This window comes from Halobacillus rhizosphaerae, assembly GCF_046719735.1.
GTDB lineage: Bacteria > Bacillota > Bacilli > Bacillales > Halobacillaceae > Halobacillus_B > Halobacillus_B rhizosphaerae.
This window is the reverse complement of record NZ_JAUTWQ010000032.1, coordinates 23,056-39,696: the sequence shown is the minus strand read 5'-3', so window position 1 is coordinate 39,696 and position 16,641 is coordinate 23,056. Positions and strand designations below refer to the sequence as shown.

Genomic DNA, 16,641 nt, shown 5'->3' with positions numbered 1-16,641 from the left:
TCCCATAGGAGTCTCCCCATTTCCCCGACCTCTTTACAATTATGGAGAAAACGAAAATATAATAAGGGGTATAAAAAGTACCTTCTAAACAAAGACCGGTTAATTCTAAATTGACTAATATAGGAATGCTTTTCTCCTTCCATTGGTTCATATGTGACAACGATTCTGTAAGATATTTTCTTTCATAGCAAAGTAAAACGGCACTCATTTCCCACACAAGCATATCTGGATGAACGAGGATACTTGAATCTTCTTTATCAATCTCCTGCAGGCAACAAGTAGTATTTTCGAACTATGAAATGTTTTATTTCCACCTCTAATCTGGCGGGTATTGTTTAGATTTCGAGAGCGGTAATGCTGCAAGGGGGCGATGACGATTCGTTCCCCGCAGCCCCTGCAATCTCAACAAAAGTCTCGAAATCGACTCTTGTTCTTTTATTTTATCGTTGGACTTTTTCTTGGCTGGGTTCAAATTCCTCTGTCATTTTCTTTGCCCATGCTGCCAGCATACTCGCCCCGATAGGCAATGCTTCTTCATCAAGGTCAAACTTCGGATGATGAAGCGGATACACTGCATTTTTCGCTTCGTTACGTACGCCAAGCCGAAAGAAAATGGCCGGGATCTTCTCGGCGTAAAAAGAGAAATCCTCCCCGCCCATCGAAGGCTTTACTATAGAAAAACGATCCTCTCCCAGCACATCCTGCACCGTAGTCTCTACGGAAGGGAGCAGGGAAGCGTCGTTGATCAGCGGCGGGTAATAGTATTTATAGTTCAACTTGTAATCCACGCCGAATGCCTGGGTAATTCCTTTCACGACCTGTTCCATCCGTTCCTCAATAGAGTAGCGTACCTCAGGATCGAGTGTCCGTACCGTTCCACCTAGCTTCACGCGCGGAGCAATGGCATTATCAGCCGTTCCCCCGTGAATTTGTCCAATCGTTAAAACGGTGGGAGAGAGAGGGTCAACTTGCCTGCTGACCACCTGCTGCAGAGAACTAATTACTTCGGCTGCGACCGTAATCGAATCGGCTGCCTTATGGGGGTGTGCAGCATGACCGCCTTCTCCGATGATTTCCAGATCAAAGAAATCAGCAGCTGCACATGCTTCTTTCAAGGCACAGGTTACTTTACCGGTGTTAACGTCAGGATTAACATGCAGGCCGCCGATCGCATCCACCTTTGGATCTTCCAGTATCCCGTCTTTAATCATTTCACGTGCCCCGAACAGACCTTCCTCTGCTGGCTGAAAAATCAGCTTAATGGCCCCTTTTTTTGGAGGATGATCTTTAAGCAGTTTTGCTGCCCCGAGGAGCATCGTTGTGTGGCCGTCATGTCCGCATAAATGTGCCTTTCCATCGATTTTAGAGGCGTAGCTTGTCTCTTTTTCATCGGTGATGGGAAGGGCATCCATATCGGCTCGTAAACCGATAACGGGTCCTGCTTCTTCTCCTTCTATTAAAGCGGTCACCCCTGTTTGAGCGAGAACCTTAGGGGTATAGCCAAGGTCCACTAAAGCCTTTTGGACGAACATTGATGTATGGTATTCATCAAACCCGGTTTCCGGCTGCTCATGTAAAGAACGCCTCCATTGGGTTAATAGTAGCTGAAAACTTCGAGCTTGTTCTAATAGAGTATTCAAAAGTAGCCCTCCTAGTTTGAAAGAGTATCTCCGTCATGCTGAATCGACACTATTTTTATAGTTTTTCATAATCTCTTCCAGTCGGGCAATATTTTTTTGTTTTTTTCTTAACATAGTGTCTCTTTCTTTCTTTGTTTTTCTCTTACTTTTCTTTGAGATATAGAATGGAATTTCTTTATAATGCAACCATGTGATTTCAAACTATTTACAATATTTCGATTCTAATGCAGAGAAGGGAGAAAATGTTATGGAGAACTTTGGGATACTTTCGTTACTGCCTTCGGTTGTAGCGCTGGCGCTCGCTATTTGGACGAAGAGAGTAGTTCCGTCCTTGCTCGCAGGGATACTAATCGGCACCATTATGATAGATACTCATGCCAATGGTTTTATTCATGCTATTTTACTTTCGATTATTAATTTATTTGGAGCCATTGCCGGTCACCCTGCTGATGCCGATGCTGGAATTAGAGGAATGGGACTCGTGCAAGGGCCGGGAAGGGCAGAGCTGGTGATTGTTGTGTTCCTGCTCGGTGCTTTTATTGGAGTATTAAATAAATCCGGCGGGGCGTATGCGTTTGGCCGATGGCTGGCCGATAAAGTTCGTGGAAAAAAAGGAGCGCAGGTTTCGACGGCATTGATGGGAAGCTCTTTATTTACAAGTGCTTACTTTAGTTCGCTTGCTACAGGAACTGTATTCCGTCCGATCTATGACCGTATGAATATATCCAGAGCCAAACTAGCCTTCTTTCTGGACTCCACCGCTTCTCCTATCAATGTTCTAGTGCCGATCTCCGGGTGGGTTGCCTTTATGGGAGCCTTAATGGTCGACAATATTCCAAGTGTAGAAGATCCGATTAAAGGGCTGGCCCAAACTATTCCTTATAACTTTTACAATCTCGTTGTTTTGATGATGGTCTTTCTCATGGCTGCAGGAAAGATTAAGGATTTTGGACCGATGAAAAAAGCAGAAGAAAAAGCTCGTCTTGATGCAGAGGCATACAGCGAAGTCGCAGCAGCAGATGAAGAGAAACAACAGAATACCGAAGAGAAATCCGTTCATAAAGGGACGGTATCGGACATGCTGCTTCCACTGGGAGTATCGGTAGCGATCTTAGTGATCCTTGGGCTGTGGAATTATACTGTTCCTATTTTTGCTGATGTACCTACTGTGCCTCTTGATGGAAATAAGATGTTGATTCTCAGCTTTAGTGTCGGGATCGTTCTTGCTTTTATTAAGTACACCGCCAAAAAGCTGATGTCTCCTAAAGAATTTATGAATGAACTATTCGAAGGGAGCAAAACGGTGATCCTGGGAGGAGTCATCATTATTTTAGCGGTTACACTTGGGGACATCATGCGAGCTGCAGCACCAGAAGGAATTGGGGCGGCTAGCTATATCGCTGAAGTTGCTGAAGGAGTTATTCCCAACAGTATCATACCGTTAGCTGTATTCCTTCTATCCGGTTTTGTGGCGTTTTCCATGGGCACGTCATTTGGAACATGGGCGATCATGATGCCTATTGGCGTTTCCCTTATGATTGCTACCGGAGGAGATCCCATACTTGCAGCGGCTGCCGTACTTTCTGGCGGAGCGTTTGGCGATCACTCCTCTCCGATATCAGATACCAGCATCATGTCGTCCGTCGGTGCCGATGTAGAACATATGGAACACATTAACACTCAACTGCCTTACGCGCTCACTTGTGCGGGCATTGCCTCTGTATTGTTTTTAGCAGCAGGATTTATTTTTTAATTTTTTCGATCGCGTGGTTTATTAAAATAACATAGGGAACGATACAGTACTCAAAAAGCCCGAACCACTTTCTTTCCCCGGTTCGGGCTTTTCTTTATAGAGGGCTTAGATTTTCAGTACATTTATTACTTGATATGGGGGATAGCCGCACTTTGATCTTTTCTGATCACTTGTATTGTTCTCTGCCCGTCCATTTGAGCCAGTAACACTTGCTCAAGATCGGTGATGGAATAGGTGAGTAGCTGGGCCATCAGCCAGGAACGGTCTTGCTGCAGAAAGGCTAAATTCTCTTGAATCACTTTACCGTCAATCACGAGTGGAAAGCTTAGCGATACAGAGCTAGGTGCGATGCCTATATCGCTTTGCTGGACGGGACTTGCTTGAGATGTGGGTATAACAGAAAGCTTTCCGCTTGGTTCAATGATGGCGTATCGTACATCGGCAATGTTTTGAAATCCTTTAATTCTTAATTCCGATAGAAGTAAAGGAATGTTCATTTTAGCATTTTTTAGCGTTTTTTTTATGATTTTACCTTCTGCGACAACGATGATGGGAGTGGAATCAATGTTATAAAAAAATCTTTTTAATGAGGCATAGCCAATAATCAGTGTCGCCAATGTGAGAACAATCACTCCAACGCTCGCTTTCGAGGGTACCTTATACACTAAGGGTTCTGCGGCAACGGTGGTAATCAGCATAATGGAAGCCAAATCATAACTCGTCATGTTTGAAATTGATTTCTTGCCGATCAGTCGGACAGCGGCCCAGGTTACAAGCAGCATGACAATGCAGCGAGCTAAATAAGCGATCATGTCCATCATTATGACACCTCCTAAGGTTCAGGTATGAGTCTGTTAAAATTTTTCCATAGATCGTAAGAGATCTGCGTATAAGCTACGACTTCATCCAAATCCTTTGCCTTGCTACCCGCTGAGATATGCTCCAGTGCTTCCTCAAATAATGTAAAATCTGTTTCTCCATAATTAAAAATAATAATAAATTGATAGTGATCCCAATCTTCCTTTGTCTGTTCAGCGAGTTTTTCAGCTTGGTCCCATTCATGGAGAGCAGCAAAGTGTTCAATCTGGTGTATGTTTTCCTCAATCCTTACCTGAGCCCATACGGTTTGCTTTATTAGGAAATAACTGATAAAGATTGCTAGAATAAAGACAATCAATAGAATGTCTATAGTCTTATTTTTCATACCTAACCCTCCACGAACCATCGGTATCTTCTATTCTTGCCCAGCTTATTTCTTTTAAAACGAACCGATCAGGAGAAGCCATTGTTTCGTGGGGCGATGTGAACGATCCATTATTAAGAAGAAAGGGCGGTGTTCGCCATTTTTGAACTTTCCGTAATTCAGTGGATTATGGTCATTATTTGTACCATTTTTATCGGATTTACAAAAACGGGACTATCAAGTTTGGGAATATTAGTCGTCACCATTCTTATGTACATTTTCCCTGCTAAAGCTTCAGTGGGAATCCTGCTGCCGATGCTGATTGTCGGTGATTTATTTGCAGTTACCTATTATCGGAAGAACGTCGTATGGTCTTACTTGCTTTCTCTCCTCCCGTGGGTGTTAGCAGGGATTGTTGCAGGCTATTTTGTCCTGGATCAGGTGAATAGTGATCAGCTTAAACCTTTGATTGGAGTGCTGGTGCTGGCTCTAATTATTCTTCATTTCAGCCGGGAAAGGTTAGGGGAGAGGTTTAATCAGCTCTTGCCCGCATCCCTGTGGTTTACTGCATTAATGGGGATCCTCGCAGGGTTCACCACGATGATTGGAAATGCAGCAGGCGGAGTAATGGCCATCTATCTATTAGTGAAGGGTTTGCCGAAACAGGATTTTGTCGGTACGGGAGCCTGGTTTTTCTTGTTTGTGAATGTAATTAAAATCCCTTTCTATATTTATTTAGGATTGATTACATTTGAAACGATTACTTTTAACCTCTGGCTGATCCCTACCATTTTAATTGGTGCTATGATCGGGGTGAGAGTCCTCAAGCTGCTTCCGCAGAAAACCTTTCAAGTCCTTGTGTTAGGGTTTGCTGCGATTGGAGCGATTCGTCTTTTGTTTGGTTAACAAGCAGTCAAGTTACTTGCTGGAAAGTTTGAAGCAAAAATGAGGAGAGAGGGGTGCTCATGCTATTTCAAACGAGTCGATTAACTGTTCGATTATTAAAGGATCAGGATTATGAGTATTTTCAGCAAATGCAAAGCAGCCCAAATGTCATGAAGTTTATTTTAGGGCGTGCTAAAAGCCTGGAAGAAAACAGCGAGGAGTGGCAGCGGATTAGGGAGGAATATGCGAAGGAAGAACCTGAACTATTGGTCATGGCGGTTTGCAGAAATCAAAGCAGTGACTTAGTAGGTACGTGTGCCATAGTCAAGAATGATCAAGAGGAGTATGAAGTCGGCTATCGGTTTCTGGAAAGGTACTGGGGATGCGGAATTCGGCAGAGAAGTGCTGGAAGGATTAATAGGCTACGCCTTTTGGGAAATGAATCTGACTTCACTAGTGGCTTATGTTCATTTAAGTAATGGTTCATCAGTGAAAATACTTGATCAGTCCTCCAAGTATGTCACTTATGAGTTTATAGAGAAAGATACGAATGATGAAATACGAAAGTACAAACTAACCAAGCAGGAACATAGCAATCTTCAAAGCAGGCAGGAGTGAAAAAAAGATTTAATGAAAACCCGGTCCTTTTGACGGACAGGGGCCGGGTTCCGTTTCTTATTCATAAAGAATCTTTGAGACTGCGCCACTTTAATTAGCGTCGGTCCCCACCTAAGATGTCAAATAGTCCTCCGGCAATACTACCTTCGCCTTTTGAACCACCTTCTTTAGGCATGGCAGCGAATACCCGGCTTGCCAGGCGGCTGAATGGAAGAGACTGAATCCAGACTGTGCCGGGTCCTCTTAAGGTGGCATAGAATAATCCCTCGCCGCCAAACAAGGCGGTTTTCACTTTGCCTACATATTCGATATTATAATCGACTCCGCCGGTCATAGCGACGAGGCAGCCTGTATCTACACGGATGGTTTCCCCGGGGTTAAGTACACGTTTATGCATGGTTCCTCCGGCATGAATGAAAGCCAATCCGTCTCCTTCCAGCTTCTGCATAATAAATCCTTCGCCGCCAAAAAAGCCAGCTCCTATCTTTTTCTGGAATTCAATGCCGATCGATACCCCTTTGGCTGCGGCTAGAAAGGCATCTTTCTGGCAGATTAATCTGCCGTTCAGTTCGCTTAAATCCATAGGAATGATTTTTCCAGGATAAGGGGAGGCGAAAGCTACATGTTTCTTCCCGTTTCCTTCGTTGGTAAATGCAGTCATAAACAAGCTTTCCCCGGTAATCACACGTCTTCCAGCGCCGAATAATTTCCCCATAATCCCGCCGCTTTCGTTATCTGATCCATCTCCAAAGATCGTTTCCATTTGAATTTGGTCATCCATCATCATTAAACTTCCGGCTTCAGCAATCACGGTTTCCTCAGGATCAAGTTCAACCTCGACGAACTGCATATCATCTCCATAAAGTTTGTAATCAATTTCATGATTGTTCATTGTTTCTCTCCTTTCAAGAGTGGTTGTAAACTCTGCCGTTGCAGCGGCGGTGGGGTGCTTTTGAATTTGGTTAATTCTCTAACTCTTTTTCGCTTTCCTTTCTGGAAAATCCTCCTGCTTATTCGCTGAATTCGACTTTTTTCCATAAAAAAACCTGGATTCAGTTTGAATCCAGGAGTCAGATGGTTGTAATTATCGAGTTGTATTCGGCTGAATGACTGCCTTGTTGTCTTGTTCCGCTTCCTTGTCTTGTTCTGGAGTAGTGAGCTCATCTTTAGCTTCCATTGTCTTGTCACTTACGTCTTTAAATTCTTCTTTCGCGTCTTTAGCAGTAGAAAGCATATCTTCAGAGTCTTGTTTAATGCTTCTTGCCTGCTGTTTTAATTCTTGTCCTTCGTTGTCCAGGATTTCCTGTACGGTATTCACCACATCTTTAATGACTGTAGCCGTTCTTTTCACGCGTCCTAATACGTCATCCTTTTTACCGATAGGATCCTCTTTTACTTCACTAGTATACTGAGATACGGTATCTTTCGTATTTGAAGTGCGTTGTTTAAACTTTCTTCTTTCCTGAGGATCTTGAATAAGGACAAACGCTCCTCCGATTACTGCTCCCGCTAGAACGGCTAATGGTAGTTTCTTACTTCTTCTTTTTGCTGGTTGATTTACAGTTGAATTTTGAGTTTGCTGCATTTGATATACCCCTTTTCGAATAATTAGATTTCAAATTTGTATTCTTCATAACGTCTGCGATTCACTTACGCTTGCTTTTTTGCTTCAGACTGCAGGGAGGCTTTTGCCCTTTGGATTTGTTCGTGCTGCATCTTACCTGCATGGTAAAGCTTCACACGTTTTCTCTGCCATCTGTTTCGGTAATAGGAAGCAGAGCGATAGATTGACCGGCAGACATAGCCGGTAATAAACCCGGAAGTCAGTCCAAGCAATAGGCTGCTCTTTTGATTATTCATGAGAACCTTGTCCTGCAGCTGCTTCTTGATAAGCAGGAGAAGTTTTTTGACTGGTCTGTCCAGGCTGACTTGCTTCTTTCAAGGCCTTGCGTTTTTGTGAAAGGTAATACGTAAGAGCGATAGCCCCATAAATGCCGCGCCATCCTTCTTCGTTGATTTTACTTTCTCCCTCATGGGTGCTCTTCTTTACTGATTTACTCATATCGAGCATCGAGGAAGTTAGTTTTCTTGAAGATTCTCCAATATCCCCGACGATATAAAATAAGGGACTTAGACTTGCTATTTTTTCATTTACATCAGCGAGTGTATCATTACCCGTGTGTAAAATATTCGTCGTTTGTTTCATGACTCCGTCCAGCTGATCTGGAAGCTGCTGTACCGTTTTGTTTACTCCTCCAAGAACGCCGGCAAGATTATTCAGGGCGCGGATAAGAAAGATTGATACAATAGCGAAGGCAATGCCTATGATAAATACGCCAATACCTAAGAAATCCATTCTTTAACAGTCCTCCTCTACACTTTTCGTTGTTTGCGTTTCAGTTTTACATACATTTCTATTGCTGCATCTCCCCAGCGGATGGCTTTTGCCACTTGATCGTCTTTTTTATGCGAAGCGGTTGCTACGCTCTCTGTCATTCCCTGCAAGGAATGATTGACGTTTCCTACAGAGGATCCCACTTTATTTAAAGAATCAAACAAAGGGTTCAGTGATTCGCTTTTGTGCTGTACATCATCGGCAATCGCATTTGTTTTCTGTAATAAATGTTCGGATTCCGATGTAATTCCATCAATCTTGCCTTCTACCTTCTCCAATGTAGTGGAGACACTCTCCAGGGTTCCTGAAGCTGCTTTTAACGTTTTTACAACGAATATAGCAATGAGTGCAAAAGAAAGAGCAATAATTAATAGACTAATTGAAACCAATGACATGTCCATTAACCTCCTCGGCGTTGTTTCTATTGACATACCACAACTCAGAGATAACCAAACCCTTTCTATTCCAAGGGTAAGAACATTTGGGAGATTAGATCTAGCAAAAACGGGGATATAGATGGAAAGAGAGATTTACAGAAGGGAGTCCGCTGATGAAAAAGAAGCAGAGTTACGTCAAAGATGTAATTTCAGAATTTCAGAAAGACAACATACCGATCTTAGGCGCAGCACAAGCGTACCATTATCTACTGGCAATTGTTCCATTATTAATTCTTTTGCTGTCCATCCTGCCTTATTTGCAGATTGATCCGGATCAGGCAATGAGCTTCATGAAGAAAATTCTGCCAGGAGAAACCGCTGATATTTTCAAAGAAAATATCGTAAGCATAGTAGACAAGCCTAAGGGCGGCCTGCTTACTGTGGGGATCATCGGAACACTCTGGTCCGCCTCCAATGGAATGAACGCCTTTATCCAATCCTCAAATATTGCTTACAATGTGGAGGAAACCCGGTCTTTTATTAAAGTACGTTTATTGTCTATCGTACTAACGCTTGGAATGATTATCTCAATCGTCGTGGCGTTGGTTCTGCCGATTTTTGGAGGAGTCCTCACAAATGTGCTTGATTCGGTCTTTCACTTGCCTGATCAAACGGTGATTTTATTCCAAATCCTGCGCTGGGTGATTAGTATTGTTGTGATGGCCGCCATTCTACTGGCTCTTTACCATTTTGCTCCAAACAAAACTTTCCCTTTTTCTCATATTGTTCCGGGGGCGTTAATCACAGCCGCGCTCTGGCAGGTGATTTCTTTAGCCTTCTCCTTTTACGTGAGTAATTTTGGGAACTATTCTGCAACGTATGGAAGCCTTGGCGGACTGATTGTATTAATGCTTTGGTTTTTCTTAACAGGAATTATTCTTATGCTTGGAGCGGAAATTAATGTAGTCCACCACCGTCGAAAGGAAGAAGCGCATAGAGAAGTAGCGTAAGAATTCATTATTTTAAAAAAAGGAGAGGTACTAGTGACGTCCTTCAAAGAACAGAAACTGTATAATAATTGGGTAAAAGCTTGGAATGAAGATATAGATATTCTTGATGAAATCACAGCCAGGGACTGCCGTGTTCACCAAGCCAGAACAGATGGAGAATCTTCGCTGGATACACAAGGACCGGAAGCTTTAAAAGGAATCATCCAGGACGCGTGTGCGTTTTTTAACGATGTAGAAATGAAGGTCGAAGTCGGACCGGTTATAGATGAGCCCTACCTTTCAGCCCGCTGGAAATTCACCGGGATATATAATGGGAAAATGCCAGGTGCCAAAGCCAGAAGTGGAGAGGCTGTGGCTTTCAATGGCATGGATATTTTTCTTGTAGAAAATGGACGATTCAAAGAGTATTGGGTATCATCCGATGGAATTGACTTAATGAAGCAGCTCCAAATGATGGAGTAAGCAAAAAGCGTCTCGATCATAAAATGGTCGGTGCGCTTCTTTTTTTGTTCGTTGCGATAGAGACCATGGTTGTGGCGATAGCACTCTTTTCAAGGATCTTGAAAAGCTGATAGAAAGCAATTGATGAGATAGAACGAGAGGGCGAGTAGATAGCATCACCTTAGGATGCAATAGAGTTGAAATAAGCAGCGATATAAGAGAGATAAGGAAAGATAGATACTAAATTCGAATCGATAGTAAAAGGCAGCATTAATAGAGAGGATATTTCTGAGTCCCACTTACTGAAGAAATTGATTTCCATACTCTTTGTTAAAAATTGGTTTGGGCAAGAGTGAAAACGGGGATTTCCAATATAAAGGTAATTTCCAATGCCAAATATGTAAGCGCTTTACTTAAACGCACCTACCTCAAAACTATTAGTTTCGAGCTAATACACCAAATAATTGCATAAAACGACAAAAATTTCTGAAAATTTATTCACAAACGCAATTGTCAAAAAAGTTAGAAGAACTTATGATAGTTGTAAGCGGTAAAAAGTAAGTTTTTCACAAATAAGAGGATTTATTCTATCAGTGCAAAGGAGGAGTAGATGAAATGTCGAATCATACGTCTTTAGAAGAACATGATATCTATTTATTTCATCAAGGAAACCTTCGATACAGCTATCAGCTGCTTGGCTCTCATCTAGAAACGCAAGAGGGGGAATCAGGCGTACGATTTGCCGTTTGGGCACCAAACGCAAAACAAGTTAGCGTAGTGGGGGACTTTAACAATTGGGACGGCCGGGAACACTCGATGACCAAGATGAATGACAATGGCATCTGGCACGCGTTCATACCTGGACTTGAAAAAGGAACGATTTATAAATATGAAATTTTAACTCCTCATGGGCATTTACAGTTGAAGGCAGATCCGTATGCTTTCTCCAGCGAACTTCGCCCCAATACAGCGTCGGCTGTTTATCCTCTGCGTGATTACACCTGGCACGATAATGAATGGATGAAGAAAAGAGAGACGACCAATGTCTATGAATCTCCTATGTCGATTTATGAACTCCATTTAGGGTCATGGAAATATATTGAGCCAGAGGTTTACTATACATACCGGGAGTATGCAGATATGGTGATTCCGTATGTGAAAGACCTCGGCTATACCCATATTGAGTTACTTCCATTAACGGAGCACCCATTTGACCGGTCCTGGGGTTATCAAGCAACAGGATATTTCTCGGTCACTTCTCGTTACGGAACTCCTGATGATTTTCGATACTTTGTGGATCAATGCCACCAGAACGGCATTGGGGTTCTTCTTGATTGGGTTCCGGGCCACTTTTGTAAAGATGCGCATGGATTGCGGCGTTTTGATGGAGAAGCTCTCTATGAATATGCGAACCCAAGTAAAGCAGAAAAGACCCAGTGGGGTACGTTAACTTTTGATTTTGCGAGGAACGAAGTACAAAGCTTTCTCATTTCCAACGCTATTTACTGGTTGAAAGAGTATCACCTCGATGGTCTCCGCGTTGATGCCGTTGCCAGCATGCTTTATCTGGACTTTGGCAAGGAGGATGGAGATTGGGAGCTGAATGAACATGGTGGCCGAGAAAATATTGAAGCCGTTTCCTTTATTAAGAAGATGAATGAAGCGATCTATGAGGAAGCTCCTAATGTATTGATGATGGCTGAGGAGTCTACGTCATGGCCGCTTGTCAGCGCACCGACGTATATTGGCGGTCTCGGCTTTAATTATAAGTGGAATATGGGCTGGATGAACGACATGCTGAAGTACATGGAAATGGACCCGATCCACAGGAAGCATCACCATAACTTAATCACTTTTTCTTTAATGTACGCGTACTCTGAAAACTTTGTATTACCGATTTCCCATGATGAAGTCGTTCATGGAAAGAAATCGTTATTAAATAAAATGCCGGGAGATTATTGGCAGAAGTTTGCTAATCTTCGGTTGTTTTTAGCTTATATGTATGCCCACCCGGGCAAGAAGCTTCTATTTATGGGAGGTGAGTTTGGACAGTTCGATGAATGGAAGGACATGGAGGACTTGGATTGGGAGCTGCTGGATTATGATTCGCACGCCTCAACTTTAACCTACGTGAAACAGCTGCATCAGTTGTACCACGACGTTCCCTCCTTATGGGAGCTTGATCATGACGAAGGCGGATTCTCCTGGATTGATGCCAACAACTATGAGCAGAGTGTGATCTCCTTTGTGAGAAACAGCCGTTCATCAAACGACCAAATTGTGGTCGTATGTAACTTCACTCCAGTTGTATACCACGATTACAAAGTAGGAGTGCCAAAGCACGGTGCTTATAAGGAAATTTTCTCTAGTGATGCAGAAAACTTTGGAGGCTCTGGCCAAACCAATGGATTAGCCCTCGAAACGATTTCCGAACCGTGGCAGAACCAGGATCAGCATATAACCATGACCATCCCGCCATTAGCCGTAAGCTTCTTGAAGAGAACGTCTACCACAAAGGAGGAAAAATCATGAAAGGTAAAGAATGTGTAGCCATGCTGCTAGCCGGCGGCCAAGGAACAAGGTTGAAATCGTTAACAAAGAGAATTGCGAAACCTGCCGTTTATTTTGGAGGCAAATATCGAATCATTGATTTTCCCCTGAGTAACTGTACAAACTCTGGGATCGATACCGTAGGGGTATTAACCCAATATGAACCTCTTATTTTAAATAACTATATCGGGATCGGTTCCTCATGGGATCTGGACCGTAAATATGGCGGGGTCTCTGTACTGCCTCCGCACATGCAGTCAGAAGGCGGCGGATGGTATACAGGTACGGCCAACGCCATCTATCGGAATTTGAAATTCTTAAACCAGTATGATCCAGAGCATGTTCTCGTATTGTCTGGCGACCACATCTATAAGATGGATTACGGTGCCATGCTCGATTACCATAAAGGAAGCGGCGCGGACGCGACCATTTCTGTTATTGAAGTTCCATGGGATGAAGCCAGCCGTTTTGGGATCATGAACACGGATGATACAGGAAGAATCGATGAATTTGATGAAAAACCTGCACAGCCAAAAAGCAACCTCGCTTCTATGGGAGTTTATATTTTTAAATGGGATGTTCTTAAGCAGTATTTAATTGAAGACAATGAAAAAGAAGATTCTTCTCATGATTTCGGCAAAGACATTATTCCAGCTCTCCTTTATGATTATAAGAAATTAATGGCCTATACATTTGAAGGCTATTGGAAGGACGTTGGAACCGTCGACAGCTTATGGGCCGCCAATATGGACCTGCTTAAAGATGAACCCGGATTAAATTTAAACGATTATTCTTGGCGTATTTATTCTAAGAATCCGAACCAGCCGGCACAATACATCTCTCCTTGTGCGACCGTGCGAAATGCTCTGATTAATGAAGGCTGCCGGATCAACGGAACCATCGATACTTCTATTATCTTCTACGGTGTGGAAGTCGGAGAAAGCAGTGTAGTGAAAGACTCTGTCATCATGCCTGAAGTGAAAATCGGCAGGAATGTGAAAATCAACCGTGCCATTATAGCAAAAGGCAGTGTAATAGAGGACAATGCAGTGATTGGAGATCCGGCACCTGACAGTGAAATTACCCTAGTTGCAGATGAAGGAAGCGTTATGGCTTCAAGTTACGCCACCAATAGTTAAGAGGAGGATTCCATGGATCGAATAGCTGGTATTATAAACCTGGATCACGAACAGGATGTATTAGACGAACTCACTTATTTCAGATGCGGGGCCGCTGTGCCATTTGCCGGGCGATATCGAGTCATCGACTTTACCATATCCAATATGGCAAACTCTAGAATTGAATCTATCGCCGTATTTACGCGCAGAAAGTACCGGTCGCTGATGGACCATTTAGAACAAGGAAAAGCTTGGGATTTAGACCGTAAGCGCGGAGGCTTATTTATTCTCCCGCCGGACTGGAATGACCCTACAGATATTTCCCGCGGAGATTTACAGCACTTTCACAACAATATTGATTTCATTAACCGGACGCTTGCGGACTATATTATCGTGTCCGGTTCGCAGAACATCTGCAACATTAATTACCGGGATGTTCTCGAACAGCATAAAGAGTCCAAAGCGGATGTCACCGTTATTTACAAAGAGGTGGATGAACTTTATTCTGAACATCAGCATGCCCATAAACTGGACGTAGATGACAGTGGCAGAGTGACAGGCATCCACAATGATCTGCAAAACAGAAATATCTATATGGATATGTACATTATTGATAAGAGCCTGCTATATAATCTTATTGAAGAGTGTATCGCTCACGGCTGCTCTCATTTCTTTCTTGACGGGATTAAGGCGAAGATTAATGAATTGAAAGTTCACGCTTATGAATATAAAGGGGCGCATTCTCTGATCAATTCTGTGGAGAGTTACTATCGCAATAGCGCAAACCTCTTAAATCATAAGGAACATGATGATCTTTTTCGTGAAGATACTCCAATCTATACGAAGGTCAAGGATGAAGCACCATCAAAGTATTCGCATGATTCAAACGTAACAAATTCTTTAGTAGCGAATGGATGTATCATTGATGGCCACGTAGAAGATAGTATCTTATTTCGCGGAGTTAAAATAGCTAAAGGTGCGGTAGTTAAAAACTCGATCGTTCTACAGCGCTGTGAGATTGATAGTAATGCGGTGCTAGAGAACGTGATTTTAGATAAGAATTGTACGATAACACACGGGCGTACACTGATTGGTGCCCCTGAGAAACCATTTGTAGTAGCTAAGCAAAGAACGATGTAACTAAAAAAGAGGACTGTCAGAAGACATTATTCCGGCAGTCCTCTTCTCTTAATCATTGATAATTTTTGATCATTTAGAAGGAGTGGAAGTGGATGAACATTCTTATGGTAGGCTCTGAGTGCTCGCCTTTTATTAAAACAGGAGGACTTGCCGATGTGCTTGGTTCTCTTCCTCAGGCCCTGAAAGACGAAGGACAGGATGTAAGAGTCGTCCTCCCTAAATATGAAGAGATGAAGGGTGAATGGAAAGAGCAGCTGACTCTATTGCAGACAATGGACGTCCAGCTTGGCTGGCGGAACCAATATGCAGGGGTAGAATATATAGAATACGACGGTGTTACCTTTTATTTTATTGATAATGAATACTATTTTAAACGGTCTAATTTATACGGGTATGGGGATGAAGCTGAACGGTTTGTATTCTTTAACCGTGCTGTGCTAGAAATGGTCCGCACGCTTGACTGGAAACCTGATGTTCTTCACTGTCATGATTGGCATGCTTCTCTGATCCCTGTTTACTTAAGGACACATTATCAGAATGATGAAAGACTCGCAGGTATGAAAACCGTCTTTACGATTCATAATTTAAAATATCAAGGGGTCTTCGCAGATTCAGTGCTTCACGATTTAATGGATTTCGATGAATCTATGAAAACAGATGAAAGTTTCGAATTCTTTGGCGATATTAACTTTATGAAGGGGGCGCTGAATTACGCAGACTTTATTACAACGGTCAGCGAAACTTATGCGAAAGAGATTCAAACCTCTTATTATGGGGAAAACCTAGACGGAGTACTGCGAAAGCGTTCGGATGAATTAATCGGGATTGTCAATGGGATTAACGATCAGGATTATAATCCAATGAAAGATGAGGCGCTGGCCTTTCCTTACCGTAGTTCTTTAATTAAGAAGCGTCAAAATAAAATTTGGCTCCAGCAAGAACTTGGGCTGCCTGTTAACAAGGATGTCCCAATGATTGGTATCGTTTCTAGACTCGTCGAACAAAAAGGGTTTGATTTGATAGGCCGTATTATTGATGAACTTTTATATCATGAGGATGTTCAAATTGTTCTTCTTGGAACAGGTGAATATCATTATGAACAATTGTTTCAGTGGACCCAGGACCGCCATCCGGAGAAGATGTCTGCGAATATTACTTTCTCAGACCGGCTGTCCAGACAGGTGTATGCAGCGAGCGATATGTTCCTCATGCCTTCCCGTTTTGAACCATGCGGAATCGGGCAGTTGATTGCTTTGCGCTATCTTTCAGCACCGATCGTGAGGGAAACGGGCGGACTTGTCGATACTGTTCACCCTTTTGAGCTGGAGACAGGGGAAGGGAATGGGTTCAGCTTCACGAATTATAATGCGCATGACATGCTTTATACCATAAGAAGATCTCTGGCGCTTTATCAGGATAAGGCAGCATGGCAGTTACTAGTGAAGAACATGATAAAAAGTCAATTTTCCTGGAAACTATCAGCAAATCAGTATTTAGAATTGTATGAAGCGATGTTCGAGTAGTGGAGCCT

At 42.8% G+C, this 16,641-nt stretch carries 17 protein-coding genes and 1 pseudogene; 10 read left to right on the top strand and 8 right to left on the bottom strand.

What is annotated here, in order from left to right; all coding sequences use genetic code 11:
* Positions 1-440: 440 nt before the first annotated feature.
* Entirely contained in the window at positions 441-1,640 is a 1,200-nt protein-coding gene (locus tag Q7A53_RS20640) for a M20 metallopeptidase family protein (RefSeq protein ID WP_411791102.1), read from the bottom strand.
* Between the two features lie 247 nt (positions 1,641-1,887).
* On the opposite strand from Q7A53_RS20640, the gene Q7A53_RS20635 reads away from it, so the two are divergent.
* Entirely contained in the window at positions 1,888-3,393 is a 1,506-nt protein-coding gene (locus Q7A53_RS20635; protein WP_411791101.1) for a Na+/H+ antiporter NhaC family protein, read from the top strand.
* Between the two features lie 125 nt (positions 3,394-3,518).
* Here the strand turns inward: Q7A53_RS20635 and Q7A53_RS20630 are convergent, their stop codons facing one another.
* Together Q7A53_RS20630 and Q7A53_RS20625 are read right to left on the bottom strand one after the other, a co-directional pair.
* Positions 3,519-4,214, bottom strand: a complete 696-nt coding sequence (locus Q7A53_RS20630; RefSeq protein WP_411791100.1) for a DUF421 domain-containing protein — start codon at positions 4,212-4,214, stop codon at positions 3,519-3,521.
* A gap of 11 nt (positions 4,215-4,225) precedes the next feature.
* Entirely contained in the window at positions 4,226-4,597 is a 372-nt protein-coding gene (locus Q7A53_RS20625) for a hypothetical protein (RefSeq protein WP_411791099.1), read from the bottom strand.
* 129 nt (positions 4,598-4,726) lie between these two features.
* On the opposite strand from Q7A53_RS20625, the gene Q7A53_RS20620 reads away from it, so the two are divergent.
* From Q7A53_RS20620 to Q7A53_RS20610, 3 genes and pseudogenes are all read left to right on the top strand, one after another.
* The gene (locus tag Q7A53_RS20620) at positions 4,727-5,482 is read left to right on the top strand and encodes a sulfite exporter TauE/SafE family protein (RefSeq protein WP_411791098.1); all 756 of its coding nucleotides are present in this window, start codon (positions 4,727-4,729) and stop codon (positions 5,480-5,482) included.
* A gap of 59 nt (positions 5,483-5,541) precedes the next feature.
* Positions 5,542-5,793, top strand: a pseudogene (locus tag Q7A53_RS20615) (GNAT family N-acetyltransferase); the annotation flags it as partial.
* Between the two features lie 13 nt (positions 5,794-5,806).
* The gene (locus Q7A53_RS20610) at positions 5,807-6,079 is read left to right on the top strand and encodes a GNAT family N-acetyltransferase (RefSeq protein WP_411791103.1); all 273 of its coding nucleotides are present in this window, start codon (positions 5,807-5,809) and stop codon (positions 6,077-6,079) included.
* 94 nt (positions 6,080-6,173) lie between these two features.
* On the opposite strand, the gene Q7A53_RS20605 is transcribed toward Q7A53_RS20610, so the two are convergent.
* The 5 genes from Q7A53_RS20605 to Q7A53_RS20585 form a co-directional block, all read right to left on the bottom strand.
* Positions 6,174-6,971, bottom strand: a complete 798-nt coding sequence (locus Q7A53_RS20605; protein WP_411791097.1) for a TIGR00266 family protein — start codon at positions 6,969-6,971, stop codon at positions 6,174-6,176.
* A gap of 192 nt (positions 6,972-7,163) precedes the next feature.
* Complete coding sequence (locus Q7A53_RS20600) at positions 7,164-7,664, bottom strand: hypothetical protein (protein ID WP_411791096.1); 501 nt, start codon at positions 7,662-7,664, stop codon at positions 7,164-7,166.
* Between the two features lie 65 nt (positions 7,665-7,729).
* Positions 7,730-7,939: a hypothetical protein gene (locus Q7A53_RS20595; protein ID WP_411791095.1), complete on the bottom strand. Its 210-nt coding sequence runs from the start codon at positions 7,937-7,939 to the stop codon at positions 7,730-7,732.
* Complete coding sequence (locus tag Q7A53_RS20590; protein ID WP_411791094.1) at positions 7,932-8,435, bottom strand: DUF948 domain-containing protein; 504 nt, start codon at positions 8,433-8,435, stop codon at positions 7,932-7,934. Before Q7A53_RS20590 ends, Q7A53_RS20595 begins: the two co-directional genes overlap by 8 nt.
* Positions 8,436-8,452: 17 nt before the next feature.
* Positions 8,453-8,869 carry a DUF948 domain-containing protein gene (locus tag Q7A53_RS20585; RefSeq protein ID WP_411791093.1) on the bottom strand — a complete coding sequence of 139 codons (417 nt, stop codon included), beginning with the start codon at positions 8,867-8,869 and terminating at the stop codon, positions 8,453-8,455.
* A 155-nt stretch (positions 8,870-9,024) separates the two neighbouring features.
* On the opposite strand from Q7A53_RS20585, the gene Q7A53_RS20580 reads away from it, so the two are divergent.
* The 6 genes from Q7A53_RS20580 (at position 9,025) to glgA (ending at position 16,633) form a co-directional block, all read left to right on the top strand.
* Positions 9,025-9,861: a YihY/virulence factor BrkB family protein gene (locus Q7A53_RS20580; protein WP_411791092.1), complete on the top strand. Its 837-nt coding sequence runs from the start codon at positions 9,025-9,027 to the stop codon at positions 9,859-9,861.
* A gap of 33 nt (positions 9,862-9,894) precedes the next feature.
* On the top strand, positions 9,895-10,323 hold the full coding sequence (locus Q7A53_RS20575) for an ester cyclase (protein ID WP_411791091.1): 429 nt from the start codon (positions 9,895-9,897) through the stop codon (positions 10,321-10,323).
* Positions 10,324-10,917: 594 nt separating this feature from the next.
* On the top strand, positions 10,918-12,834 hold the full coding sequence (glgB, locus tag Q7A53_RS20570; RefSeq protein ID WP_411791090.1) for a 1,4-alpha-glucan branching protein GlgB: 1,917 nt from the start codon (positions 10,918-10,920) through the stop codon (positions 12,832-12,834).
* The gene (locus Q7A53_RS20565; protein ID WP_411791089.1) at positions 12,831-13,991 is read left to right on the top strand and encodes a glucose-1-phosphate adenylyltransferase; all 1,161 of its coding nucleotides are present in this window, start codon (positions 12,831-12,833) and stop codon (positions 13,989-13,991) included. The genes glgB and Q7A53_RS20565 overlap by 4 nt, the downstream gene beginning before the upstream one ends.
* 12 nt (positions 13,992-14,003) lie before the next feature.
* Positions 14,004-15,110, top strand: a complete 1,107-nt coding sequence (glgD, locus tag Q7A53_RS20560; protein ID WP_411791088.1) for a glucose-1-phosphate adenylyltransferase subunit GlgD — start codon at positions 14,004-14,006, stop codon at positions 15,108-15,110.
* 92 nt (positions 15,111-15,202) lie between these two features.
* On the top strand, positions 15,203-16,633 hold the full coding sequence (glgA, locus tag Q7A53_RS20555; protein ID WP_411791087.1) for a glycogen synthase GlgA: 1,431 nt from the start codon (positions 15,203-15,205) through the stop codon (positions 16,631-16,633).
* Positions 16,634-16,641: the final 8 nt, after the last annotated feature.